At 47.4% G+C, this 24,606-nt stretch carries 23 protein-coding genes; 4 read left to right on the top strand and 19 right to left on the bottom strand.

Going from position 1 to position 24,606, the window contains the following annotated elements; genetic code table 11:
* Positions 1 to 4: 4 nt before the first annotated feature.
* A complete protein-coding gene (locus J3U76_RS01610; RefSeq protein ID WP_208003928.1) occupies positions 5 to 2,272 on the top strand; it encodes a PilZ domain-containing protein in 2,268 nt (755 codons plus the stop codon).
* On the opposite strand, the gene serB is transcribed toward J3U76_RS01610, so the two are convergent.
* On the bottom strand, positions 2,232 to 3,227 hold the full coding sequence (gene serB / locus J3U76_RS01605) for a phosphoserine phosphatase SerB (RefSeq protein ID WP_208004139.1): 996 nt from the start codon (positions 3,225 to 3,227) through the stop codon (positions 2,232 to 2,234). The genes J3U76_RS01610 and serB overlap by 41 nt on opposite strands.
* An 86-nt stretch (positions 3,228 to 3,313) precedes the next feature.
* On the opposite strand from serB, the gene J3U76_RS01600 reads away from it, so the two are divergent.
* The gene (locus tag J3U76_RS01600; protein ID WP_208003927.1) at positions 3,314 to 3,892 is read left to right on the top strand and encodes a hypothetical protein; all 579 of its coding nucleotides are present in this window, start codon (positions 3,314 to 3,316) and stop codon (positions 3,890 to 3,892) included.
* Between the two features lie 26 nt (positions 3,893 to 3,918).
* Here J3U76_RS01600 and deoD read toward each other — a convergent pair whose 3' ends face one another.
* The 6 genes from deoD to prfC all read right to left on the bottom strand — a co-directional run bounded on the left by deoD (position 3,919) and on the right by prfC (position 11,175).
* Positions 3,919 to 4,644 (bottom strand): purine-nucleoside phosphorylase, encoded by a 726-nt coding sequence (gene deoD / locus J3U76_RS01595; protein ID WP_208003926.1) that lies wholly within the window; start codon positions 4,642 to 4,644, stop codon positions 3,919 to 3,921.
* Positions 4,645 to 4,768: 124 nt separating this feature from the next.
* Positions 4,769 to 6,022 (bottom strand): phosphopentomutase, encoded by a 1,254-nt coding sequence (locus J3U76_RS01590; protein WP_208003925.1) that lies wholly within the window; start codon positions 6,020 to 6,022, stop codon positions 4,769 to 4,771.
* A 46-nt stretch (positions 6,023 to 6,068) separates the two neighbouring features.
* Entirely contained in the window at positions 6,069 to 6,821 is a 753-nt protein-coding gene (gene deoC, locus J3U76_RS01585) for a deoxyribose-phosphate aldolase (RefSeq protein WP_243453988.1), read from the bottom strand.
* An 83-nt stretch (positions 6,822 to 6,904) separates the two neighbouring features.
* Positions 6,905 to 8,194 (bottom strand): NupC/NupG family nucleoside CNT transporter, encoded by a 1,290-nt coding sequence (locus J3U76_RS01580; RefSeq protein ID WP_208003923.1) that lies wholly within the window; start codon positions 8,192 to 8,194, stop codon positions 6,905 to 6,907.
* Between the two features lie 149 nt (positions 8,195 to 8,343).
* Positions 8,344 to 9,141: a TatD family hydrolase gene (locus J3U76_RS01575; RefSeq protein ID WP_208003922.1), complete on the bottom strand. Its 798-nt coding sequence runs from the start codon at positions 9,139 to 9,141 to the stop codon at positions 8,344 to 8,346.
* Between the two features lie 444 nt (positions 9,142 to 9,585).
* Complete coding sequence (gene prfC, locus J3U76_RS01570) at positions 9,586 to 11,175, bottom strand: peptide chain release factor 3 (protein ID WP_208003921.1); 1,590 nt, start codon at positions 11,173 to 11,175, stop codon at positions 9,586 to 9,588.
* Between the two features lie 213 nt (positions 11,176 to 11,388).
* On the opposite strand from prfC, the gene J3U76_RS01565 reads away from it, so the two are divergent.
* Both J3U76_RS01565 and J3U76_RS01560 read left to right on the top strand, forming a co-directional pair.
* Positions 11,389 to 11,964, top strand: a complete 576-nt coding sequence (locus J3U76_RS01565) for a tRNA-uridine aminocarboxypropyltransferase (RefSeq protein ID WP_208003920.1) — start codon at positions 11,389 to 11,391, stop codon at positions 11,962 to 11,964.
* A gap of 501 nt (positions 11,965 to 12,465) precedes the next feature.
* Positions 12,466 to 13,734 (top strand): urate hydroxylase PuuD, encoded by a 1,269-nt coding sequence (locus J3U76_RS01560; RefSeq protein ID WP_208003919.1) that lies wholly within the window; start codon positions 12,466 to 12,468, stop codon positions 13,732 to 13,734.
* Positions 13,735 to 14,241: 507 nt separating this feature from the next.
* On the opposite strand, the gene J3U76_RS01555 is transcribed toward J3U76_RS01560, so the two are convergent.
* The 12 genes from J3U76_RS01555 to J3U76_RS01500 all read right to left on the bottom strand — a co-directional run bounded on the left by J3U76_RS01555 (position 14,242) and on the right by J3U76_RS01500 (position 24,559).
* The gene (locus tag J3U76_RS01555; protein WP_208003918.1) at positions 14,242 to 14,568 is read right to left on the bottom strand and encodes a branched-chain amino acid transporter permease; all 327 of its coding nucleotides are present in this window, start codon (positions 14,566 to 14,568) and stop codon (positions 14,242 to 14,244) included.
* A complete protein-coding gene (locus tag J3U76_RS01550) occupies positions 14,565 to 15,233 on the bottom strand; it encodes an AzlC family ABC transporter permease (protein WP_208003917.1) in 669 nt (222 codons plus the stop codon). Before J3U76_RS01550 ends, J3U76_RS01555 begins: the two co-directional genes overlap by 4 nt.
* Positions 15,234 to 15,359: 126 nt before the next feature.
* A complete protein-coding gene (locus J3U76_RS14705; RefSeq protein ID WP_208004138.1) occupies positions 15,360 to 15,557 on the bottom strand; it encodes an ATP-binding protein in 198 nt (65 codons plus the stop codon).
* Between the two features lie 9 nt (positions 15,558 to 15,566).
* Complete coding sequence (locus J3U76_RS01540; protein ID WP_208003916.1) at positions 15,567 to 15,707, bottom strand: ATP-binding protein; 141 nt, start codon at positions 15,705 to 15,707, stop codon at positions 15,567 to 15,569.
* 163 nt (positions 15,708 to 15,870) lie between these two features.
* Entirely contained in the window at positions 15,871 to 16,824 is a 954-nt protein-coding gene (gene htpX, locus J3U76_RS01535) for a zinc metalloprotease HtpX (RefSeq protein ID WP_208003915.1), read from the bottom strand.
* A gap of 52 nt (positions 16,825 to 16,876) precedes the next feature.
* Positions 16,877 to 17,446, bottom strand: a complete 570-nt coding sequence (locus J3U76_RS01530) for a LemA family protein (protein WP_208003914.1) — start codon at positions 17,444 to 17,446, stop codon at positions 16,877 to 16,879.
* A 160-nt stretch (positions 17,447 to 17,606) separates the two neighbouring features.
* A complete protein-coding gene (gene pntB, locus J3U76_RS01525) occupies positions 17,607 to 18,986 on the bottom strand; it encodes a Re/Si-specific NAD(P)(+) transhydrogenase subunit beta (RefSeq protein WP_208003913.1) in 1,380 nt (459 codons plus the stop codon).
* 4 nt (positions 18,987 to 18,990) lie between these two features.
* Positions 18,991 to 20,517 carry a Re/Si-specific NAD(P)(+) transhydrogenase subunit alpha gene (locus J3U76_RS01520; protein WP_208003912.1) on the bottom strand — a complete coding sequence of 509 codons (1,527 nt, stop codon included), beginning with the start codon at positions 20,515 to 20,517 and terminating at the stop codon, positions 18,991 to 18,993.
* 552 nt (positions 20,518 to 21,069) lie between these two features.
* Positions 21,070 to 22,362, bottom strand: a complete 1,293-nt coding sequence (locus J3U76_RS01515; protein WP_208003911.1) for an NRAMP family divalent metal transporter — start codon at positions 22,360 to 22,362, stop codon at positions 21,070 to 21,072.
* A gap of 235 nt (positions 22,363 to 22,597) precedes the next feature.
* Positions 22,598 to 23,677, bottom strand: a complete 1,080-nt coding sequence (locus J3U76_RS01510; protein ID WP_208003910.1) for a peptidoglycan DD-metalloendopeptidase family protein — start codon at positions 23,675 to 23,677, stop codon at positions 22,598 to 22,600.
* 49 nt (positions 23,678 to 23,726) lie between these two features.
* Entirely contained in the window at positions 23,727 to 24,206 is a 480-nt protein-coding gene (gene rimI / locus J3U76_RS01505) for a ribosomal protein S18-alanine N-acetyltransferase (protein WP_243453987.1), read from the bottom strand.
* On the bottom strand, positions 24,182 to 24,559 hold the full coding sequence (locus J3U76_RS01500) for a DNA polymerase III subunit psi (RefSeq protein ID WP_208003909.1): 378 nt from the start codon (positions 24,557 to 24,559) through the stop codon (positions 24,182 to 24,184). Before J3U76_RS01500 ends, rimI begins: the two co-directional genes overlap by 25 nt.
* Positions 24,560 to 24,606 lie beyond the last annotated feature (47 nt).

Below are 24,606 nucleotides of genomic sequence, written 5' to 3'. Positions count from 1 at the left end.
CAAGATGGAACTCAGTCCTTATAAAACGCTACTCAATAAGCTGGTAACACTGAGTTACCATAATGACATTGACGGTTTGCTAGACCATCTGTTACCGGAGGCAGATAAAGACACCCGCTACCAGCTACAGGCTGAGGTAAATCGCCTTACCAGCCCTTGTCTACGCGTGCTGGATTTACGTAGCTTATTTCCTGAAAAGTGTCAGCTAGTACGTCATCAAGGCCTAGATCATATGATGCCAGAGCCGCTCGTAAGACGCTTTCACGCGCTGCTTAAAGACTATAACGGCGAATATACTCGTGGGCTATATGAAGTGCTATTGGCGGAGCTGGCCGCGCTCAGAAAGTTACCTGCACAATTTAATAGCATCCCATGGCAACTTCCCGCACAAGGAGTACGCCGCAAAGAAAGTCGGTTACGCTTTGTCACCCCCGTTGTACTGCACCTTGATAATGATGAAACCTTACAAGGTAATACCTTAGATATTTCAGCTAATGGATTGTTAGTACAACTAGCGCAAGCCACACGCTTGCCAGAACAGCTTGGTGTGTCATTTCCGGAACTGGCTAAGCAGGCAAACATGAGCTGCTTAGCCGCGCCAAGCCGCTATCAGCTAAAGCAAGATACCGCTGATTTAGGCCGCCTTAAAATGCAGCGCGCCGATGAGTCTCCCGATTCGAACCATGCTCTTAGCGAGTTTATTAAGCAACAACGGCCTCGCTATGGTCTCGACGCCGAAGACATATATATGGCAGTGCAAGTACAATGCTGGGGACAGGCACTATTAGAAACCAGCTTAAGCATGCCATTGTTTGCTAATGAAAAAGGCGAACTAATACAGGCTCTCACTAACCGTTATAACAGTAAGCTCCTGACCGCTTGGCAACAAGAAAATCCCGGTGACCTATTAACAACGTTATTATCGCCAGAGCGCATTTTATACATTAGCCAGCAACCCGCTCAGTCCACACTGCTCTATAGCTTTGTGCACCAAGGTAAACAACAGTCTTATTATTTTGTGGCAAGCCTGCAAGAACTAGTACAAGCCAACTCTTACGCGGCCTTTCTTAGTGAAGGGCTGCGCGCTGGTACGCTAAGGTGTTATTACATTAATATTCATGCGCTAAATTATAATAACCAGATTGCAGACGGGTTAGACTTGCAAGGTGTACGCCAGCTACAGCAGTTAAAATGGCAACTTTGGTTAACGCCATTACCCGCTCCTACTCCCCCTGCTGCTGAGATTGCTGATGGTTTCAAGATACAACAACTGGCCTCTTTTATTCGTCCATTATGCCAACAACAGATAAAAACTACACCATTGGGTCGTCAGGCATCTAAACGTCAAGAAACGCGTTTTAAGCTGCAAAGTGCGCTAGAATTAACTTTAGGTGGCAAAGTTATCGAAGGTTGTACCGAGGACTTATCCACCAGAGGCATTAAAGTACAGCTCGCTGAGCCAGTTCGCCTTGAAGTACCCTGCCTGGTAGATGTGCACTTAACAGAATTGAATAAACGTAGCCCACAGTGGCGCTTAAAGACACTGCCTTATCGAGTGGTGAACGTCAGTAGCAATAGCACAGTGTTGCACTTGCGTATTGAAGGGCCAGAAGAAAATCATGCCGCATACTTATTTTTAACCGCGTTATTTGAGCAAAACCAAGATAAACTTCGTGCTCGCCCAGAAGCGCACCACACACCGGCGTGGCTAATTTGGCTCTGTCGCCAAGCACTGCAACAGCCACCCTCTCCTATCTTTTTATTGGGTCGTAACGAAGCCGGCTTTTATATGCAAGGGGCCATTGCTAATCTACAGCAGCCGTCTTTAGTCTCGCTGTTATCTGATAGCCATCAGCAGGCGCATTTTAGCCGCCTTGTTTCGCGCCAGCTGTTACAGTCAACATTTAGCCAATTACTGCGCCCCGATGGCCGTACACATCATTTTCTGGAGATTTGGACGGCAAAAACAACGGATACTGGCCAAGCCATATTGCTTGTGGCTCCTGATGCCGATCGCCGCGCCTTTTTACAAGACACGCGTTACCATAGCGAGCTGCGCGTAAGCTTAGTAGTGATTAATCGCTTAAAATTACGCCAACTCAATTATATGGTGCCAGAGTGGGCCACATTAACTCAAACCTCACTGCACAAAACTCAGCAGCTAGAACAACAGCTTGCTGAGCTTGCGCTATTAAGTCAGGTGTTTGATATTACCGATATGGTACAGCCCTCTAAGACGCGTGCACCAAAGCCAGCACCCCTTCAAGGCTGAGCTGATTAAGGCATACAGGCGCTTGTTCTTGTACAAGGGGTTTGGCATGTAGTGCCACCCCAAGGCCTGCAGCGGCCAGCATCTGTAAGTCGTTGGCGCCATCACCCACGGCGACCGTTTGGCTGGGTGCAATATTAAAGCGCTCGGCCAACTCCAGTAAAATACGCGCTTTTGCCTTGGCATCAACAATGTCACCCAACACTTCACCAGTAAAACGGCCATCTTGGATGTCTAGGGTATTGGCAAAATCCGCATCCAACCCCAAGGTCTCACGCAAATGCCCCGTAAAGGGGGTAAAGCCGCCAGAGGCCAACGCCACCTTCCAGCCCATGGCTTTTAAGCCCTCCACTAAGGTAATCAGACCTGGCATTAAGGGCATATTCGCAATGACTTGCTCAATAATAGCGGCATCAGCGCCGGCTAACGCTTTAACTCTCAGGCGTAAGCTGTCAGAAAAGGGTAAAGCCCCCTCCATGGCAGCACGCGTTACGGCGGCCACCTCTTCACCTACACCAGCTAAGCGGGCAATTTCATCAATGCACTCTATTTGAATGGCAGTAGAGTCCATGTCCATGAGCACTAAGCCCGGTTGAGTGGCATCGGGCAAAGTCGGTACACAGGCAAGATCCCAGTCGGTGGCCAGTGTTTGCAACTGCTGTTTTAGCTCAAGAGACCAATCTGATAGTCGTAAACTAACCACATCTCGCTCAGCCACTTGCTTTATGCCTGCAACTTCAACTGCAATACCGGCGTCATCTAATAGCTGTAAGTTTTGCAATAAGGCGGATTTAGACAATTGTTTGCCCAGTAAAACCAGATGCCCTTGCACCTTACTGAGGTGTCCCTTTTCCAGTATCCCTGACTGTTCTTGCTTTGCTGACTGCCAAAGATAAGCTTGATCAGATAAAAGTTCAGTCCAATCTTTCATCTGCTCGGGTAAAACGTCCATTAACAGTGTCACTTACTTTTCCTATGCTCAAAAGGCCAGTGCCTAGGGTAGCGTATTGCTTTTTAATCAAGCAAGAGACAATATGCAACCCTATGTGGAAAAAATGCATTACTTATCCTCGTCTGCTCGTTGGGCTGACATTATTATTGTTTCTGTTGCTCACGGGCTGGCAATGGCTGCAAGTCACGCAGCTTGGGCGTCATTGGCAACAATTTCCCCAGCGTACGCTCGCCACTCCCTTGGCTGACTATGCCGAGTTACATGCCGTGCGCGCGCTATTAACCGACAACGCAGCGCAGCATCAACAACTGGTTGACGAGCTCGCAAGCATACCTCTTATTGATTCAGCAGTATTATATAATGAAAGTGCTCACTTACTGGCAAGCTCGGCTCCACAGGCGGCGAATAAAGAACCAAGCACAGTGCTCCCCTATATTCGCTCTTTATATTATGAAGAGACTCCGGTGGGCTTTTTACACTTACAATTAGCTAATAACCCCATTGCTGTGACGCAACATAATATATGGCAACAACTTACACAGCATATAAATTGGCTACTTTCACTGTGCCTACTGTTAGGGTTATTCGTGGGATTACTGTTGGGGCTATTAGTGAGAAAAATCAGTCATAGGCTACCCCGTACATCTACCAGAAAGTCGACGCAGCCTTAGAAGCGGAGTAGCCCAGTTAAATAACTCTACAAAGCAGGTGTCTGGCCGATCAAGGTAGACTCTAGCGCCACTTCTATCATGTCGTTAAAGGTATTTTGTCGCTCCTCTGAGCTTAACGCTTCTTGGCGTACAATATGATCCGATACCGTACACAAGGTAACAGCGCGCGCGCCATATTCTGCGGCCACGCCATATAGCCCCGCCGCTTCCATCTCTACCCCTAATATGCCGTATTGCTTCATCAACTCAAATAGCGCGGGCTGAGGTGTATAAAACAAATCGGCCGAAAATAAGTTACCGACTTTAACCGGCACTTTACAGGCTTTAGCTGCACTCACGGCATGACTGACCAAGTCAAAGTCGGCCAGTGCTGCTAAGTCGTGATCCATAAAGCGCATGCGATTCACTTTAGAGTCGGTACTGGCGCCAAGCCCCACCACCAAATCGCGCAACTGTACATCGTCACGCACAGCGCCACAGGACCCCACTCGGATCAAGGTATTCACTCCAAACTCGGTGATCAGCTCTTTGGCATAAATAGACACAGACGGAATCCCCATGCCATGACCCATTACCGACACAGCGCGGCCTTTATAAGTACCGGTAAAGCCCAGCATATTGCGTACTTGGTTGACTTGCTTTACATCCGATAAGAAGGTGTCGGCAATATATTGCGCGCGCAAGGGGTCGCCGGGCATTAAAATAGTCTCGGCAAAGTCGCCGCGTTCTGCATTAATATGAGGTGTGGCCATTATTATTTCCTATATCCAACCAGCGCTACGTTTACGGCGTACGCTGTGAGTTAAAAGGGAAGCTTTTTGAAATGTCAGCTGCTAAAACCTGCGCAGCAGCGTCTGATGCGCGTATAGGTGTAGCTCACAAAAACGCGGTGCCATAATCCATGGGGCTGGTACCAAAATACGCAGCTAAGCTTTGCCCCACATCAGCAAAAGTCGCGCGCTCACCAAGCGAACCTGCCTCTAATCTAGCTCCTAAGCACAATACCGGAATATGCTCACGGGTATGCTCGGTGCCTGGCCAGCTGGGGTCACAGCCGTGATCGGCGGTTAAGATCAACAGATCATTAGGTGAGAGTTTTGCCAGTAATTCGGGCAAGCGTCGATCAAAGGCTTCTAACTCAGCGGCATAGCCGGCAATGTTGCGTCTATGACCAAAACTGGAGTCAAAATCGACGAAGTTGGTCATAATTAAGGTGTTATCACCCGCTCGCTCAAGCTCGTTAAGTGTGGCCTCAAATAATGCCTCCATGCCGGTGGCCTTTACTTTATGCGTAATGCCGCAGTGGGCGTAGATATCAGCAATTTTACCAATAGAGACCACTTCACCTTGTTGCTCATCAACCAGCTTTTGTAGCACAGTCGCCGAGGGGGGCTCTATGCTGTAATCTCGACGATTACCGGTACGCACAAATTCGGTCACTCCCTCGCCAGTGTCTTCACCACCCACAAAAGGCCGCGCAATCACCCGCCCAATGTTGTAGGGCATAAGTAGTTCTCGCGCAACTTCACATAGCTGATATAAACGGTCTAAGCCAAAGTGCTCTTCGTGAGCGGCAATTTGAAACACCGAATCGGCAGAGGTGTAACAAATGGGCATACCAGTGCGCACATGCTCCTCACCTAACTGCTCTAAAATAGTGGTGCCCGACGCATGACAGTTACCTAAAATGCCCGGCAGTTTGGCTTGGCTCACCAAGTCATTAACTAAAGACTGGGGAAAGCTATGTTCGCGCTCAGGAAAATAACCCCACTCAAATAAGACCGGTACCCCAGCTAACTCCCAGTGACCTGAGGGCGTATCTTTACCAGTCGAGATCTCATTCGCATAGCCATAGCTGCCTATCACCTCTGTGGGCAAGCTTACCCCAGCCGCCACTTGGCCGGTACTGGCATGATGCGCATGAAACAGCCCAAGTTTGCCTAAATTAGGCAAATGTAGCGGCCCTTTACGGCTTCTGTGGCCACTCTCATCAACTAAATCAGCCTTGCCTTGTTGGCACGCTTTAGCAATGTTCCCCAGTGTGTCTGAGCCATGATCGCCAAACTGCTCGGCATCTGCCGCCGCGCCAATGCCAAAGGAGTCGAGAACTAACACAATTGCGCGTTTCATAGGGTTTCCTTATTAGAGTGTATCAAGTGGGTGAAAACATCACCGCTTATGATAACGAATTCAGTAATTGAGCTAACAAGCTAGAGGCACCAAAGCGAAAGTGCGCAGGCGTAACCCAGTTAGGCCCCATTATCTGCTTGGCCAACTGTAAATATTGCTGTGCTTCTGCTGTGGTGCGCACGCCCCCTGCCGCTTTAAAGCCCACGTCTTTTTGACTATCACGAATGCTGGTTAATATTACCTCGCTCGCCGCTAAGGTCGCATTTATCGCCACCTTGCCCGTGGAAGTTTTGACAAAATCGGCCCCACCAGCAATGGCTAATTCACTGGCCTGACGGATAAGCGATACATGACCCAGCTCGCCACTTTCAATGATGACTTTTAAGCATGCACTCCCCTTGATACATATGGCTTTTGCCGCTTTAACCATGGTTAAAGCGGTGTCTGTGTTGCCGGCCATTAACTGACGATAAGGCAGCACTAAGTCAATTTCATGAGCGCCCGCAGCGATGGCGGCCGTGATATCTTGCTCAACTTGCTCAACACTGTGCTCACCGTGAGGAAAATTCACCACAGTTGCAATGGCCACCTGCTGACCAAGATTAAGCCTTCCTAGCTCTTTGGCAACAGTATCAATAAAGCGCGGGTAAACGCAGATGGCGGCCACGCTGCCCACGGGGGTTATCGCTTGCTGGCACAACTCCCGTATCTGTTGCTCAGTGTCATCTTCATCTAAACGAGTTAAATCGATTAAGCCGATGGCCTGCTCTGCCACCAGTGCTAATGCAGCTTCATTCATGGTCATCATGCTCCTTTATTATTGCATTGGTGTTAGACACTCACTGCCTCTAACAGCTGACGGCTAATGGCTAATGGCTATGCTCACATACCCGATAACGCCAGAAAAAAGCCCGCTATGGTGGCCGACATTAAGTTAGACAAGGTGCCCGCTAATATGGCTTTTAAGCCTAGACGCGCAATATCATGACGCCGAGAAGGCGCCATGCCCCCTAAGCCGCCCAATAAAATGGCCACCGATGCTAAGTTAGCAAAACCACATAATGCAAAAGATATAATGGCTTTGGTGTGCTCAGACATCAGCTGATTCGTGCCTGCCACTATGGCTTCCCCAGTTAAATAGGGAGCAAAGTTTACATAAGCCACAAACTCATTCAGTACTAATTTTTGCCCTATAAATGAGCCTGCAACTATGGCTTCATCCCACGGAACACCTAACAAAAACGCTAAAGGTGCAAACAACCAGCCCAGTAACAACTCCATGCTGAGGTTTTCCATACCCAACAGACCACCAATACCACCTAAGATGCCATTGATTAAGGCAATAAGCCCGATAAAAGCCAGCAGCATGGCGCCGACGTTCATGGCCAGTTTCATGCCCGAGCTGGCGCCCACCGCTGCGGCATCAATAATATTAACGGGCTTATCACCCGCTCCCTCATCGGCAAGCTCAGCGCTGTTTAACATCTCATTGGTCGCCGGCGTTTCAGTTTCTGGCATAATTAATTTAGCAAACAACAAGCCGCCAGGGGCGGCCATAAAGGAGGCGGCAATTAAATACTCCATAGGCACACCAATAGCGGCATAACCCGCTAGCACAGAGCCTGCCACCGAGGCTAAGCCGCCACACATAACCGCAAACAGTTCGGAGCGGGTCATGGAGGCTATAAAAGGACGCACCACTAAGGGGGCCTCGGTTTGCCCCACAAATATATTAGCCGTGGCCGATAAGGATTCTGTACGCGAGGTGCCTAACAGACGTTGTAAAGCTCCGCCAAGTAGACGAATAACCCACTGCATTACGCCTATGTAATATAAAACAGCAATCAATGAAGAAAAGAAGATAATAATAGGCAGCACGCGCACTGCAAAAATAAAGCCTAAACCGCTCTCAAAAGCCGCATCCCCCACTAAGCCGGCAAATAAGAAGTCCATGCCATCATTGGCATAAGCAATCACCTGAGAGACCCCAGCAGACAGCGATTGCAACATTTCTTTACCTAATGGCACATAGAGCACCAACGCCCCAAGTCCCAGTTGTAGTGCAAAAGCACCGCCAACGGTACGCAGTCGAATCGCTTTTCTATTACTCGAAAACAACAAGCCAATAAGTACTAAGCTCAACATACCGACCAGACTCATAATCAATGTCATTGCGCAATTCCTTTGGTAATGGCGGTTTAGCTCTGCTTTGCATGTGCAGTCAGATTTACAACTCCAGTATAGATAGCTGCTATGGATAAACGAGCGATAGCATCACAAAAATAATAGACACCTTTTAACTGATGCTAACAAAGCGTGTTTTAATATTTATTATTAGCAAAATCAAATAACTGACGCACGTTAGATTCCAGCTGAATCGCTAATGAAGTTTCATCTTCTTGGCGCAGCGTAGCTAAAGCGCAGAGCACGCGAGGCAATTGGCGGGGGTGATTATCTTGCCCCTGAAAGCCAGACAGCGGCATATCTGGCGCATCGGTTTCGAGTACTAATGCATCTAGGGGTAGGCTTGCAATAGCGTGGCGCGTTTTAGTGGCGCGCTCATAAGTAATAGTGCCACCAACCCCTAAGTGAATCCCTAACTGCCAAAAGGCCTTCGCTTGCTGCGCTGAACCAGAAAAACCATGTACCACACCACCAATAACAGGGTAACGGCGTAACCACTTTAAGACGCGATCGTGCATGCCCACACTGTGTAAGATCACCGGTAGCTGGTAATCGCAGGCCAACGTTAACTGCGCAATCAAGGCCGCTTCTTGCTGTTCGAATGGCAAAGAAAGTTGCTTATCTAAACCGACTTCGCCTACCGCCACACAATGTTTATCTGCGTGCGCGCGAGCAAGTGATGCTGCCAGTAGCCCTTGCCAATTATTCGGAGCCGCTTTTAACCACCAAGGATGCAGCCCCAGCGCATAATAAAGGCCGGCATGGGTGCGACAAAGCTTAGGCAGCCTTGGCCACTGCGCAGGCTCCACACCCGGTATTACCAGCCGGTGTACTCCTTGCACTTGCGCCTGTTGCCAGTGCTGCGCGCGCACTTGTTCATTACTGCCACCAAAAGCGGCAAAGTCAAAGTGACAATGACTGTCTGTTAGCAACATAGTGCCTCCTTGGTACAGCGATACGCGTTATACCAATCTAAGTAAAAGAGTGATCTAATCTAAACTGGATGCCTCTTGATGAACTGAGTAGTCTGATAATCTAACCCATATGCGGCTTCGTGGCATAGGGGAGAATAAAGGGCTCTACTCCACCGACCATCACATGACAGGGCCGAAAAATGCTCCTGCCATTTCGGCACTCCCGCCATCCATGGCGGTCGGACGTCATGTGTTGAAGTCAGATGGGGCGAGCTTGCTCGCCGTGACGAGCAGTATCAGCCTAACCGAACATCCAGTGAATGTTCGCAGTAGGCTGATACTGTGAGTGTCATTGGCCCCGCAGCGTGTCGGTGGAGTAGACGCTTTGCTCGACTTCTACAAGGGCGATAAACAATAACGCCGGCGGTTAGGCCGGCGCTTTTATGTTAAGTGTTAACCAACAGCTTAGTGTTCGCGGGTTTTACTAAACTCAATATCAGGGTAACGCTCTTGGGTTAAGTTTAAGTTAACTATAGTTGGCGCTATATAAGTGAGGTTATCACCACCATCTAATGCCAAGTTTTGTGACATTTTACGCTCAAACTCATCCAGCTTTTTCGCATCACTCGCATACACCCAACGCGCAGTAGACACGTTAATGGCTTCATAAAGCGCATCAACATTGTATTCAGACTTTAAGCGTGCCACTACCACATCAAACTGTAGCACTCCCACAGCCCCCACAATTAAATCGTTATTACTCAGAGGACGGAATAACTGCACCGCTCCTTCTTCCGATAATTGTACCAAGCCTTTTAGCAGCTGCTTTTGCTTCAGTGGATCACGAAGACGAATACGACGGAACAGCTCTGGCGCAAAGTTAGGAATACCAGAAAACTTCAGATCTTCACCTTGCGTAAAGGTGTCACCAATTTGAATAGTACCGTGGTTATGTAAACCAATAATATCACCCGCTACCGCTTCTTCTGCGCGGGCACGGTCACCGGCCATAAAGGTCACGGCATCTGAAATGCTAATGGTTTTGCCCAAACGCACATGTTTCATCTTCATGCCTTGGTTGTACACGCCCGATACAATGCGCATAAAAGCAATACGGTCACGGTGGCGCGGATCCATATTAGCTTGGATCTTAAAGACAAAGCCTGAGAACTTTTCTTCTTGTGCTTCAATATCACGCTCTTGGGTGGATCGCGGCATAGGCGCCGGTGCCCATTGACTAAAACCATCTAATACGTGGTCGACCCCAAAGTTACCCAGTGCGGTACCAAAATAAACAGGAGTTAGCTCCCCAGATAAAAACAACTCATGATCAAACTTGGTGGCCGCACCTTCTACCAACTCTAACTCATCACGCAAATTCGCCAGTTCGTCGGCATCTAAGATGCTTTCAAGCTCAGGGTTATCTAAGCCTTTAATGACCTGCACATCTTGAATGGTATGCCCCATGCCTTGCTGATAAAGGATCACTTCATCATTTTCTAAATGATAAACCCCTTTAAACCACTTCCCACTGCCGATGGGCCAAGTAATGGGCGCACACATAATATTTAGCTCGTTTTCGACTTCATCGAGCAGTTCCATAGGGTCACGAATATCGCGGTCTAATTTGTTAATAAAGGTCACAATGGGCGTGGTACGCAGTCGTGTAACCTCCATCAGTTTACGCGTTCTATCCTCAACCCCTTTACCGCCATCAATCACCATTAAGCAAGAGTCTACCGCCGTTAGGGTACGATAAGTATCTTCAGAGAAGTCTTCATGGCCTGGAGTATCCAATAAGTTGATTAAACAGTCATTATAGGGAAACTGCATCACAGAGGTAGTGACCGAAATCCCCCGCTCTTTTTCCATTTCCATCCAGTCAGACTTAGCATGTTGGTTAGAACCACGCCCCTTTACGGTACCGGCACTTTGAATAGCATGGCCATGCAAGAGTACTTTTTCGGTAATGGTAGTCTTACCCGCATCTGGGTGCGAGATGATAGCGAAAGTACGGCGTTTAGCGACTTCCTGTAGAAATTGCGATGATGACATGGTCGAGTTTCTTCTTTGATAAAAGAGCAAGCACGCTACTGAGCCTACTCGAGGACGACGAATAAAACGGCGGCCATTGTCGCTGATCCGCGCCTGTTCCTCAATCAAGAGTTAAAGTTGTTTATCAATAAAGTGCAAATTAAGCGCTGTACTTCAACCATCGCCTTGTTGTGGCTATGATGTGGCTTGATCTTGATTAGAGTGACTAAAAATATGGCTCGCACTTATTGTTCTCACTGCCAACTCCCCAACTTGTCTTGCTTATGCGCTCATGTAGTGGAGCAGACGTGCCCTGTGCCCGTGTTGATTTATCAGCACCCTTTAGAAGCTAAACACGCTAAAAGTACTGTACCGCTACTGCGCTTAGCATTGCCTGATATTCAAGTGGACGTGGGAGAAGTGTTCACTTCTCCACCTTTATTATCGCAAGGCGATTGGTGGTTATTATATCCAGATGCTCAGGCACTCGACATAGACAAGCCAGTAGACAAACAAGCAGCTCATCTGACTCAAGCTAATATTGGCGGGTTAATAATCTTAGACGGCACTTGGCGAAAAACACGGCTGCTATTACACCTTAACCCTTGGTTGCGCCAGCTACCTTGTTTAAGTTTTAGCCAAGCGCCACCTGGCGCCTACCATATTCGCAAAGGCCCTGGAGGCCAAGCTCTGTCGACGCTTGAGAGCTTAAGTCATGTACTTGACCGTTTATCCCCCACTTTTTCGCCTACACCTTTGCGTAAGTTATTATCGGTGCGCGTTAAACAATTTGTGGCTTACACAGATTAAAACACCCGCTTACAATACAAGAACAAGAATGAGTTGCTATCACCGACCTTAGCTTGCAGAAAACCCTAGATGATATTTTTGTCAATTTAATATTAGCCATACATTACAGAATTATTGCTTTTTTGAGTATAAATTACACTATTATAGTGTAACTTGTACTAGGTGCTTGTTTTTTAACCATCACTTTCTGATGAAAACACTGACCGACTGAAGAAAAGCTAACTGATTGATAAGTAGTCAGTTAATGGCTTAGTCATGGGTTATTTTTCTTTCACTTTGCGATTTTTAAATAATTTAGCTGTTAAAGATCATTGACATTCATCACGAAATTGAAAAAAATCCACATACAAATTGTCAACATTTACCCTCTTTTAAAGGGTACAATTTGCGATTAAGAAGGCAGCGCATGTGGTCTCAGCCCCCCAGCTCATAGCAAGTTGGGCACCTGTTTCGATGCGCTAGGGTCCCAACTAATAATTATGAAACAGAGAAGGTAAGACCATGGAAGCGTATCTGCTGGAATTTGGTAACTTGTTAATTAGATGGCTGCACGTCATTGCTGCTATCGCTTGGCTAGGTGAGTCTATTTACTTCGTTATGCTTGATAACGGTTTAAAAGCACCTGAAAGCGAAGCATGCAAGAAAAAAGGCGTGTTTGGTGAAATGTGGGCAGTACACGGTGGTGGTTTCTACCATAATCAAAAGTACGCAACCAGCCCAGAAGATTTGCCAGAAGACCTACACTGGTCATTCTGGAAGGCCTACACCACTTGGTTGTCAGGCTTTGGTCTGTTTACCTTGTTGTACTTGACCAACCCAAGCTTCTATCTTGTTAACCACAGCAGCTCGTGGGAATGGGCTGCCAACATGACAGGTTGGCAGGCAAATATTGCCGCTCTCACCTTTTTGCTGTTAGGTTGGGTTATCTATAATGAGTTATGTAAGCGCATTAGCCCTAACATGACCCGTGATGGCCTTTTGAGTGTGGCTGTTGGCATAATGATGGTGATTGTGGCTTATTTAAGTACACAAATCTTCTCTGGCCGTGCCGCTTTCTTGCTAACCGGTGCTGTTATGGCCACCGCCATGTCGGCTAACGTATTCTTCTGGATTATTCCAGGCCAGCGTCGCATGGTTAACGCCATGAAAGCCGGTGAAACCCCGAACCCAATTGATGGTTTACGTGGGCGCCAGCGTTCAGTACATAACACCTACTTCACCTTACCTGTGGTATTGTTGATGTTGAGTAACCACTACTCCTTCACCTTTACCCATGAGTTGTCTTGGGTCATTATGGTGCTGTTCATCTTTGCCGGTGCTTTAATTCGTCAGTACTTCGTTCTGATGCACCGCGGCCAGAAGCGCCCAGGTTACCCAATTGCCGGTGTGATCCTTATTTTAATTGCGGTATGGATTGGCGCGCCAAGCACTAAACCTGCTGTAAAAGCACCAGCCCAAAGCAGCGTTACTACAGCAGAAGGCGCCGAAGTAGCCGGTAACGAAGCGCAAGCAAACAGCACCGAAGGTGTAACCCTTGCACAGGTAGAAACTGTTATGGAACACCGTTGTGTACAGTGTCATGCTGCTAACCCAACGCACCCAAGCTTTGCTGCAGCCCCTGCTGGCATTATGTTAGATTCACCTAAGCAGATAAAGCTACAAGCAGGTCATATCCAGCAAGTAGTAGCAAGTAAGTACATGCCTTTGGGTAACTTAACGCAAATGACTGATGAAGAACGTGCACTGATTGCCGCCTGGAATGGTGAGTAAACAGAGTCTGTTGTTCTGATGAATAAGGCCCGCCTAGTGCGGGCCTTTTTTATGGCTATGACCAAACACACTGGATATTCGTTCCATTACCCAACAAAGATACACGCCAGCAAGCTGGCCCATACAGGCTCGGAAAATGCCGTCCGACCACCAAGGACGGTGGGAGTGTCTGCATTGCAGGAGCCTTTGCTGACCATGGCATTTCACTGTCTTGGTGGAAGGCGATCTCAGCCGCCTCTTATAGAGCTCAGCGTTGTCATTTAGACTGCTAACAGACGACTCAGTGGCTGATGGCCGGATAAAGGGAGTGACTCCGCCGACCATCACATGACAGGGACGTCAGGTGTTGAGCGCCACAGGGAGGTGCTTGCAGCGTGTCGGTGGAGTCACCCCCTTTGTTCGGCTTTTGTAGCAAGTGAAAATGACTACTTCTTTTGTACGGTTGGTATTAGCCTTTACTGGTGTGGTATAACCATGGCATTGGGATGGCGCGCAGTGGTTTTTTCCCTAACCTAGCCAGTTATTTACGAGCGCCATATACACTAAGGTGCCCGAGGCAATACTCAGCAAAGCTTGCCGGCGCCAAAGTTGCAAGAGAGCTACTAGGGTAACGGAAAATATCTGTGCATACCCATCACTCAGCGCCCCCCAGTTATGCACATTCATGGCATACAAAGTCAGTAATACCATCATGGCAACCGGTAGCCGACGCCCCAGTATTTGAATGCGCCTATGGTGGGCAATTACCCCCCGAGCAACAAACGGAAATGCCCGCAAGCCAAAGGTGACTGCCCCCATAATAAGCGCGCTAATCAGATACTCTAGATCGCTCATATCGGCTCCCCTTTTCGTAATGGCCAAGCGGTTAATACCAATACCAACATAATTGACGCTGCCAATAAGAAGTACTCACTCATCCAAACTCCCGCCACACTGGCGGCAATTAGGCCAAGTAATACGGCACCCACATCTTTTTTAGCCCGTATTTGTTCAACGGCAAGCACGGTAAACAAGGCGGTTAAGGCAAAATCTAACCCTTGTAAGCCTGGTGGTAAGCCACGGGCTAGTACCATGCCAATCAGGGTGCCTAATATCCAATACCCTTGATTAAGCGCCACCACTTGTAACGCCGTTTTACTGTCTGTGACTTGACCAGAGGCACTTAATAACGAATAGGTTTCGTCGGTAATGCCAAAAATAAAGTAGGGTCGCCCTAACCTGCCTTGGGGCAGCAGGTGATATAACGAAAGGCCGTAGAAAAGATGGCGAAAGTTAACTAATAATGACGCAACGGCTAAGTCAATCCAGCCAATGCCTGCCGCCAGCATGCCCACCGCCAAATATTGCAGTGCACCGGCATAGACCATCACACTCATTAACGGGGCCCAGTACCAAGTAAGATCGGCATCCACCCACAAAACACCAAATACAGCGCCCAGCGGTAAGTAGCCCATCATGACCGGAACCGTTAAAGATAAAGCCCCCTGCTTACTGGTCATTTAGTTTCCTTAATAACGAAGAGTTAGCAACAAACACTAGAAAATAAGGGATTTACCTATGTTAAGCAAGGCAATGGCAATTAAGTGCGCGATATTAGCCAGTTACGTCTATAAGGTGACCGTTTTTTATTGTTGAGGCTGAGGAAATGTCAGCATAAATCGCGTACTCACAGCATCACTTTCTACCCAAACACTCCCCTGATGTAGCTGCATAGTGGAGCGCACAATCGACAGTCCTAAGCCAGCGGTTTGCTCGGGGTTAGCTCGTGAGGACTCGCAGCGATAAAAACGATCAAAGAGATAAGGAGGTTGTGAGGCAGCAATGGCTGCCCCTTAATTGCTCACTTGAATAACGAATTGCTCATGCTTAAGGTAACAATCGAGTTGAATCGCTTTTTCTTTGGCGCCATAGCGCAGTGCATTATTCATTAAGTTAGCCATAGCACGGCGTAATAAATCTTCGTCGGCCCACACATAAGCCTGTGACGGATGAGAAGCAGAAATGCTATTAAGTAGTGGCTATAAGTAATAGACGCTTGGGGTTGCTCTGTTCTGGATAAAAACAACATGCTATCGACCATGCGTGATAAGCGTTCATACTCTTCTTGGTGTGAGCTTAGCTTTTTATTTTAAGATTTTACTCACCTCTGAGCTTTTTTAATCGATTTTCTATTGAAGGATGCGTCGAAAAAACAGAATCGCCTTTATTAAAGATATAGGCGGCCGCACGGTATTTTTCGGTATATATTTCATCGTTTAACTTGCTAGCTGAATCATGAACTTGGTGATCACCTGAAATCTTTTGTAATGCCGAGATCATGGCTTGGTTGTCGCCGGTAAGCTGTACTGAAGCAGCATCGGCCATGTATTCACGGCTGCGAGACAGATACAAGTAGAGCACTTGGGTGATCAGCGGCAATACAAAGTTTAATACCATGAGTAGCATTTTAGCTTTGTTGGCATTGCTATTTCTGCTGCGAGAAAACAGAAACACATGCGCAAAAATATTGGTCAGCGTTAAGATAACATTCGCTAATATGCCCACATAGAGGGTGAGTTTAGAGTCTCCGTGTAATATGTGCCCAACCTCATGGGCGATCACCGCCTGTACTTCACTGCGTGTTAATTTACTTAATAAACCAGAGGTGACGGCAACCAAGGCATTATCTTTATTCCAGCCAGCGGCAAAGGCATTCATTTGCTCACTTTCCATAATAAAAGTACGGGGCAGATAACCCAAGTTGGCACTAATCGCCATTTCTTCAACCATGTTTGCGACTTGCCGCTCAGTATCAGACAGCGTACCTGTAGGGTCTAACTCGCGATATTGCGAGCCAGACAGCATCATTTTGTGCCCAAACTTATTAATGATGAAAATACCGATTAAGGTACAGGCAAGCACGCCCAAGGTGAAATAAGGGATAGCCGCCAAGCTCAGGTACAGCTTCATATCATAAAGCAGCCCCGCATTCGACAAGGGACGAATAGCAATATCGGCCAGCAAGCCCACTAGCAGCATAATGGCAATGTAGCTCAACACCACCAACTTGGTCTTTCGGTTGTTAACCCTTATCGACTCTCTAAAATCCATAGCACTTCACTTTTCAATCAAGAATTAAAAAGCCCCACAAGGGGGCAACTGATTAAAACTGGACTCGGCGCGCTTCTTCCGTCTTTATCGCTGCTTCATCTAAAGACCAATATTCAAACTCTTGATTGAGATCCGAAAAGATATTGACAACCATAATATTAGGAAAACTCTTTTTGGTAACCTGATAGCGCTCAATGGCACTGTTATAGGCCTTTTTGGCAAAGGTTAGCTTATTCTCAGTAGAGACGATTTCCTCTTGCAGTTGCATCATATTGCGGTCTGATTTTAATTCAGGATAGCTTTCAACCGCGATATTAATCGCGCCACTGTTTACCATATTCGACAACTCGTCTTCTGCCTGCTTTACCGCTTCTGGTGAAGCATTAAGGTCGATAGCTTGTGCCCGCAAGGCGGTGACTTTAGTAAACACCTCACTTTCATGCTCCATAAAGCGCTTAACGGTTGAAATTAGGCTATCAAACACCTTGCCTCGTCTATCTAATTGCACAGATATTTCTTTTTCTGAGTTAAGTACCGCCTCAATCAGTGCCACCAGTTTGTTATAAACGGTGACCGCCCAAAATAAAATAACCAGTGCAATGGCTAAAAAAATATACTCCATACATCCTCTGCGTATCACGCGCTTATGATAGGTTAAATAACGGTTAATCTGATTATACTCACCGCTCCTCACAACACCAGTATAGGCCAGAGCCAAGCGATGGCTTATAAAAAAAGAGCAGCTAGGCTGCTCTTTTAAAATTAATTTTAATAAACAATGACTAAAGTGCTTTAAGAATACTATCTACACTGTCTTTGGCATCACCAAATAGCATGGTGCTGTTATCGCGGAAGAATAAGGGATTTTGTACCCCCGCATAACCGGTACTCATTGAGCGCTTAAACACCACCACTTGCTGCGCTTTCCATACCTCCAAAACCGGCATACCCGCAATAGGGCTGGCAGGATCTTCGGCCGCAGAAGGGTTAACAGTGTCATTGGCACCAATCACCAAGACGGTGTCGGTGTCACTGAAATCTTCGTTAATTTCATCCATCTCTAATACGATATCATAAGGCACTTTCGCCTCAGCCAAGAGCACGTTCATGTGCCCAGGCAGCCGACCAGCCACAGGGTGAATACCAAAACGTACATTCACTCCTGCGGCTTGCAACTTAGACACCAGCTCAGCCACCGGATATTGTGCCTGTGCCACCGCCATACCGTAACCGGGCGTAATAATCACCGAGCTTGAGTTTTTTAGCATATCGGCCACATCATCTGCGCTCACTTCAACATGATCGCCCTGTTCTTCATCACCGCCTTGGCCAGCCGACTCGTCAGCCCCAAAGCCGCCGGCAATCACAGAGATAAATGAGCGGTTCATGGCTTTACACATAATGTACGACAAAATGGCCCCGCTCGAACCAACTAAGGCACCGGTTACAATAAGCAAGTCATTCGATAGCATAAAGCCTGCCGCCGCCGCCGCCCAACCCGAGTAAGAGTTAAGCATAGAGATAACCACCGGCATATCGGCACCGCCAATGCTGGCCACCAAGTGCCAACCAAACGCCAGTGCAATCAAGGTCATCACTAACAAGGCAAAAGTGGAGCCTTCTACTTGCACAAACCAAATTAACAACAGCAAAGACACCAACACCGCTAGCAAGTTAAGCTTATGGCGATGAGGCAGCTGCAAGGCTTTAGAAGAAATACTGCCACGCAATTTACCAAAAGCCACAATCGAGCCAGTAAAAGTCACCGCACCAATAAAGACCCCTAAAAAAACCTCGGTATTGTGAATATTAAGCATGGCGCCCGACAGAGCTTCATGATCAATATAGGTGTTAAACCCAACCAGCATGGCCGCCAAGCCCACAAAACTATGCAAAATGGCAATCAATTCGGGCATTTCGGTCATTTCCACTTTTAATGCAAAGCGAATACCAATCACAGCCCCTATGACCATGGCCAGTATAATCCAGCCCACACCCGTGACCTCTGGGTTAAAAATGGTGGCCAGCAGCGCAATCGTCATGCCCGCCACTCCATACCAGTTACCGGCTTTTGCCGATTCCTGTTTAGATAAACCGCCTAAGCTTAAAATAAACAGCACAGCGGCCACAATATAAGACGCAGTTACCAGTCCTTGTGACATAAGATTAGCCCTTCCTAAACATTTTCAGCATGCGGTGTGTCACGGTAAAACCGCCAAACACGTTAATAGAGGCAATCAAAATGGCAATAAATGCCAAAAAGCTCACCACACCGCCGTTGCCCACTTGTGATAAGGCGCCAACAACAATAATTCCTGAAATAGCGTTGGTCACCGACATTAAAGGCGTATGCAAAGAGTGCGACACATTCCACACCACGTAGTAACCCACAATGCAGGCCAGTACGAATACGGTAAAATGGGATAAAAACTCCGCCGGTGCCACCGCTGACAACCAGGCAAACAGCACAATACCTAGGCCGCCGGCATAATATTTTATCTTGCTGGGTGCTTTGGGCTCAGGCTCTGTAGGCGCAGTGGAGCTAGCTTTTGCGTTAGGTGTGGCAGACACGCTAATAGCGGGTGGCGGAAAGGTCACCTCGCCGGCGTTGACCACTGTCATATTGCGCAGCACAACATCGTCAAAATCGAGATTAATATTGCCGTCTTTTTCTTTGCACAATAGCTTGGCAAGATTTACTAGGTTGGTGGCGTACAAGGTGGACGACTGGGTGGGCAAACGCCCATTAAGATCGGTATAGCCGATAATTTTTACCCCGTTATCGCTCACAAATAAGTCACCGGGTTGGGTAAGTTCACAGTTACCGCCATTTTGTGCCGCTAAATCAACAATCACAGAGCCTGGCTGCATATTCGCCACCATATCGGCGGTGATCAGCTTAGGTGCAGGGCGGCCAGGAATAAGTGCTGTAGTAATAATAATATCGACTTCTTTGGCCTGTTGCATAAAGAGCGCCATTTCGGCATCAATAAAGGCCTGACTCATTTCTTTGGCGTAGCCATCACTGGAGTCTGCGTCTTCTTCATAGTCCAGCTCTAAAAACTCCCCGCCCATAGAGTTTATCTGCTCTTTAACCTCGGGGCGGGTATCAAAGGCGCGCACAATAGCCCCTAATGATCCCGCAGCCCCAATGGCGGATAAACCGGCAACGCCTGCTCCAATCACCAACACTTTAGCGGGCGGCACCTTACCTGCGGCAGTAATTTGCCCAGTAAAAAAACGACCGAATTCATGAGCCGCTTCAACCACTGCGCGATAACCGGCAATATTGGCCATAGACGAGAGCGCATCCAATGATTGGGCACGAGAGATGCGCGGCACCATATCCATGGCCAACACACTCACGCCTTTGCCTTTTAGCTGCTCAACTAATTCAGGGTTTTGCGTCGGCCAAATAAAGCTCACTAAGGTGGTCCCCGCTTGCAGCTGGGCAATTTCTTCACTATTTGGCGCATTCACCTTATAAATAATGGCGGCTTGCCACACGGCGCTGGCATCCACCAAGCTGGCACCGGCAGCCTGATAGGCGCTATCATCAAAGCTTGCTTGACTGCCTGCACCCCGTTCGATGCACACCTCAAAGCCCAGTTTTATTAGCTGCTCTACCGACTTAGGGGTTGCCGCTACCCGAGTCTCGCCGCTAAGGGTTTCCTTTGGAATTGCAATTAACATAATACATCCCTACATAATGTTGATATTAACACTAAGGCCAGATCACTCCTCAGCATTAAGCCCCGATTTTTCCTTACTATCAGTAAAGATGAGTCTACTCATTGTTCGCTTATTGCTGGCTCAGGGGCACCTTGCTCCGTCAAGCATACGTGCTGCGCTATCTCTTGTATCAGAATGGCAACTCAAGCTGGCCGTTATATACAACAACCAAGATGAAACCAAAAGCCAACAGATAAACAACAATCCATAAACTATATATTTATCTTTATGTAAAAATAAACCTTTTATGATCATTTTTTAACATACCACTCTACGTTAGCATTGATTAATAACTAAAAAGTGGCTGTTTTAGCGCCAGAGATCACAAAAGGAGAGTATGCGCGCCAGAGCAGCGAAAGAAGAAATAAAGCACTAGATATGGAAAGGAGACTAGGTTCAGAGGAGCTAAGAGGTAAACACAATGACGCTTTAGTGGCGATGAGCAAGCCAAACGACTTAAGTTAGCCAGATTCGGCTTGCTCACCTGCTCGTTAGACACGAGTTAACTGTGCGCTATTTAACAAAGACATACCAATAACCAAAGAGAAGGTTAAAGCCTGTAAAAAACACAATACCGACCCAACTTAACAGCGCCATACCGCGACCTAAGCGATACTGCTTGGGGACTTGGGGTAGCTTCATCAGCCGGTAATTTAGCCAAGCAAATACCAACGCACTAATAAAAGCAGAGATCATGGCCAGCTCTAGCATGGCCAACAACGCGCCTTTAAAAAACATAATAATAAAGGCGCTGATAATGCCCATTGCTATCATTAAAGGGTAAGTGTAACGACTGCCGGTGCCCGTTGGGCCACTGCCTTGAGCTTGCTGAAACTGAACAAAGCACTCACTGAGTGCACGGCTATAGCCATCTAACACCGTAATGGTGGTAGAAAACATGCATAAAAAAGCAATTAAGGCGATCAACCAGCGGCTCCATTCACCGATCACGCTGGCATATACATTCACTAACTGATGAGCAAAACCAATACCCGAGCTGGCAAAGCTAGTGCCACTACCGTGCAACACTAATGCACCTAATGCTACAAAGGCTAACGCCAACAAAGTTGACGTAATATAGCCGACATTAAAATCAACTAAGGCATCTTTATAATCCAGGCTTTGATTAAGAGACTTTTTTTGACGTAACCAAACACTGTTCCAAGTAGATAACTCAATGGGAGCGGGCATCCATCCCATTAGCGCCACTAAAAATCCCACAGAAGCCATATTCCAGGGGCTAGGAGAGACAAAGTCCGGTGGCGCCACACCGCCTTTATTTAATGCAATGCAGACAGCCGTAACTGTGGCCACCGCCAAGCCGACAATGACCCACTTAGCCACTTTATCAAGTGCTTTATAATGGCCGGTTATTAAAAAGACTAACGAGCCCGCCAGCACTATCATGCTTAACTGCGTAACCGTTAGGCTATCACCAATAAATAACCCCAAGATGCTGCCACACAACATGGCCACCCCAGCGGTGCTGATCACTGACGCTACAATGTTTAACGCAGTAAACAAGTAAAGGTAACCGCGGCCAATGCGATCATAGCCCTGAATTAAGGTTTCTTCTGCCGCCATGGTATAGCGTGCACCGATTTGAAAAAACGGATACTTAAGCAAGTTAACCAATAAAATAAGCCCAACCAGCTGCCAGCCATAAATAGCACCAGCCTGTGTTGAAGCCACTAAATGCGAACCACCAATGGCCGCTGCCGCGCCCAAAATCCCAGGGCCCAGCACTTTCGTATAGTGACTGATGCTACGTGAGTCGCTTCTTACCACATCAATTAACTCTGCCATCTTAATATCTTGCCCATTTACTTTGATTTTTATATAAAAGATACCGTAAAAGGCCATATAAAAATGGATAAATCAACTGGTTTTAAGCTCAACAACCCAACCACAGCAACATAAAGCCTCACAACCAACATAAATAACAGCACTTAACTTCAAACAATAAAGATTAACCCCCAAGAAAAACCAGACATCACTCCCTTTCCCTTAGATTAAGCGGTTCTCAGCATTCGTTTATTCACTACGGATCGCCCATAGCTGAGCTTGCTAACCACAAGCCGGTTTTAGGTTGACTTCCTTGCAAGGTAAAAGGAATGGACTCTTTACGCCCTGCGTTGATCATTTGTAACGCTAAGTGCAAATGGGGGCCTGAGCTATAACCGGTATTACCCGAAGCCGCTACCCTTTGCCCCACCTTAACCCGCTCCCCCTTACGTACCCGTAGAGATCCAGTTTGCAAATGCGCATAAAGCGTCATAGTGCCATCGTCATGACGTATTCTAAGATAATTTGCCTTGCCGCGATAATTGGCAGTTAAACCGCCGCCAACATAAGTATCGACTGCCGCCGTCACCACCCCAGACCGAGCGGCATATAGCGGGGTGCCCATCGGCAATGCAATATCTAATGCGTAGCGGTTTGAGGGCTTGTTATGGCTAAAATCGCCATTAAACCCTTGGGCAATGCGATAACGCCCTTTCACCGGTGAGGCTAAGTTGGGATGGTCAGAAAAATAGGGTTTAGGATTAATATGACTAACAAAATCATCTGGTAGGCTGATTTGTCGCGCATCAAACTGAGTGCTGGCGTTAGCGGCACTGTTTTCGGCTTTGTTTTGAGCATTATTTTCGACATTGTTTTCGACAAGGTTTGCAACATTATGATAATCAAACTCTTTATCATAATGCCAATCGCCCTCGTCTTTAGGCGACAGTTTGCCAATAAATAGCTCTTGAGTAGCAGGAATACGCAACACTTGGCGAAGTTGTGGGGGCACCTGCACATTCTGCTGTGCTTGCAAACGCAACCTAAGATCCACAGGCTGAGTTAGACGATTTAACACAAACAGATAATGGCCGTCTGCTTTTTTAACGACTCGCATCAAGACGCCATCACGATGCAGGCGATGTTCTTGACCATTAATAGGTAGCGGCTTGACGTGATAGCTTTGATTATCGCTATAGTGCACCATGCCATTGGCATCGTGATAACGATACAAGTCTGCTTGTGCATACTGCGACCCAAGCAACCCACCACAAATCCAGAGTAGGCTCAGCATTGGGCGACTGAGATTTAACATGGCTATCGGCAATGCTCTCATATTTCACCCTTGAACAGAGAGTGTGCCTATTAGTATAGGGAGAGTTTGGCTAGTTGCTTAATGTTAATGCCATTAATACCGCATCTTCGCTTCCCGAGTGGGTTTGATAATAATGACGCCGACGGCCATTTTCTTGATAACCACAGGCAGCATACAGCGCCTGAGCCGCAATATTAGAGGCCCTTACCTCAAGCCAGCATTGGTTAATACCGCGCAGCGTACACTGCTGTAAATAATGCTTCATCAGTAGCCGGCCTAAACCCTGCCCTTGCCATTTTGGCGCCACACAAATATTCATCAATGTGCTTTCATCCAGTACGCAATCGGCAATAAAGTAGCCCACCAGCTGCTCTGTGCTCTCTTGCGTCGTCGTGATAGGCACTGTTTGCCAGAGCGAACCGGTAAAATAACGCTCACCAAAGCTGTCCGCCAGCAGGTTACGGCTCCAAGGATGAGCATGAGCGGCCTGCTCAATTACTAACATAGCGTCGAGACAGTCAGGGTTTAGTGGGCGAAATAAAGGTGACATAAGCGACTCCACAATGCTTTTTTATCGGTGGCAGACAAAGGTAGGCTGGCATGCCAGCTAAAAGCTTCCACACTACTGGTGATATTAAACCCAAGCAAAATAGGGGCACTGGGCTTATCTTCTGCTAACCAAGCGGCTTCATCCATTACCTGTAATTGGCTATCTGTGAGTGAGAGCGCACACATAATGTCACCTGAAAATGAAGCGGGTAGTATTTTCCCTTGGCCAAGCACAATAAGGACATCAGCAGCAGGCACGGCAGGCAATGGAGCAAAAGGTAATCGTTCGGGGTGGGCGCATTGCCAGGCAGGTAATGCTAATAACTGCCAGAGTTTAACTTGGTGTGGCGTCATTGTTGATACTCCAGAACGCAAAAAGCCAGCTGTTAAGCTGGCTTTTG

The organism is Oceanisphaera pacifica, assembly GCF_017498065.1.
Lineage (GTDB): Bacteria > Pseudomonadota > Gammaproteobacteria > Enterobacterales > Aeromonadaceae > Oceanimonas > Oceanimonas pacifica.
Note: the sequence above shows the minus strand (reverse complement) of the source record. Positions and strands in the feature narration are given on the sequence as shown.

What these genes read in the sequence shown, in the direction of transcription:
- J3U76_RS01610 (WP_208003928.1), top strand. Translation starts at nt 5, where the DNA reads ATGGAACTCAGTCCTTATAAAACGCTACTCAATAAGCTGGTAACACTG.
- J3U76_RS01600 (WP_208003927.1), top strand. Translation starts at nt 3,314, where the DNA reads ATGTGGAAAAAATGCATTACTTATCCTCGTCTGCTCGTTGGGCTGACA.
- deoD (WP_208003926.1), bottom strand. Translation starts at nt 4,644, where the DNA reads ATGGCCACACCTCATATTAATGCAGAACGCGGCGACTTTGCCGAGACT.
- J3U76_RS01590 (WP_208003925.1), bottom strand. Translation starts at nt 6,022, where the DNA reads ATGAAACGCGCAATTGTGTTAGTTCTCGACTCCTTTGGCATTGGCGCG.
- deoC (WP_243453988.1), bottom strand. Translation starts at nt 6,821, where the DNA reads ATGAATGAAGCTGCATTAGCACTGGTGGCAGAGCAGGCCATCGGCTTA.
- J3U76_RS01580 (WP_208003923.1), bottom strand. Translation starts at nt 8,194, where the DNA reads ATGACATTGATTATGAGTCTGGTCGGTATGTTGAGCTTAGTACTTATT.
- J3U76_RS01575 (WP_208003922.1), bottom strand. Translation starts at nt 9,141, where the DNA reads ATGTTGCTAACAGACAGTCATTGTCACTTTGACTTTGCCGCTTTTGGT.
- prfC (WP_208003921.1), bottom strand. Translation starts at nt 11,175, where the DNA reads ATGTCATCATCGCAATTTCTACAGGAAGTCGCTAAACGCCGTACTTTC.
- J3U76_RS01565 (WP_208003920.1), top strand. Translation starts at nt 11,389, where the DNA reads ATGGCTCGCACTTATTGTTCTCACTGCCAACTCCCCAACTTGTCTTGC.
- J3U76_RS01560 (WP_208003919.1), top strand. Translation starts at nt 12,466, where the DNA reads ATGGAAGCGTATCTGCTGGAATTTGGTAACTTGTTAATTAGATGGCTG.
- J3U76_RS01555 (WP_208003918.1), bottom strand. Translation starts at nt 14,568, where the DNA reads ATGAGCGATCTAGAGTATCTGATTAGCGCGCTTATTATGGGGGCAGTC.
- J3U76_RS01550 (WP_208003917.1), bottom strand. Translation starts at nt 15,233, where the DNA reads ATGACCAGTAAGCAGGGGGCTTTATCTTTAACGGTTCCGGTCATGATG.
- htpX (WP_208003915.1), bottom strand. Translation starts at nt 16,824, where the DNA reads ATGGATTTTAGAGAGTCGATAAGGGTTAACAACCGAAAGACCAAGTTG.
- J3U76_RS01530 (WP_208003914.1), bottom strand. Translation starts at nt 17,446, where the DNA reads ATGGAGTATATTTTTTTAGCCATTGCACTGGTTATTTTATTTTGGGCG.
- pntB (WP_208003913.1), bottom strand. Translation starts at nt 18,986, where the DNA reads ATGTCACAAGGACTGGTAACTGCGTCTTATATTGTGGCCGCTGTGCTG.
- J3U76_RS01520 (WP_208003912.1), bottom strand. Translation starts at nt 20,517, where the DNA reads ATGTTAATTGCAATTCCAAAGGAAACCCTTAGCGGCGAGACTCGGGTA.
- J3U76_RS01515 (WP_208003911.1), bottom strand. Translation starts at nt 22,362, where the DNA reads ATGGCAGAGTTAATTGATGTGGTAAGAAGCGACTCACGTAGCATCAGT.
- J3U76_RS01510 (WP_208003910.1), bottom strand. Translation starts at nt 23,677, where the DNA reads ATGAGAGCATTGCCGATAGCCATGTTAAATCTCAGTCGCCCAATGCTG.
- rimI (WP_243453987.1), bottom strand. Translation starts at nt 24,206, where the DNA reads ATGTCACCTTTATTTCGCCCACTAAACCCTGACTGTCTCGACGCTATG.
- J3U76_RS01500 (WP_208003909.1), bottom strand. Translation starts at nt 24,559, where the DNA reads ATGACGCCACACCAAGTTAAACTCTGGCAGTTATTAGCATTACCTGCC.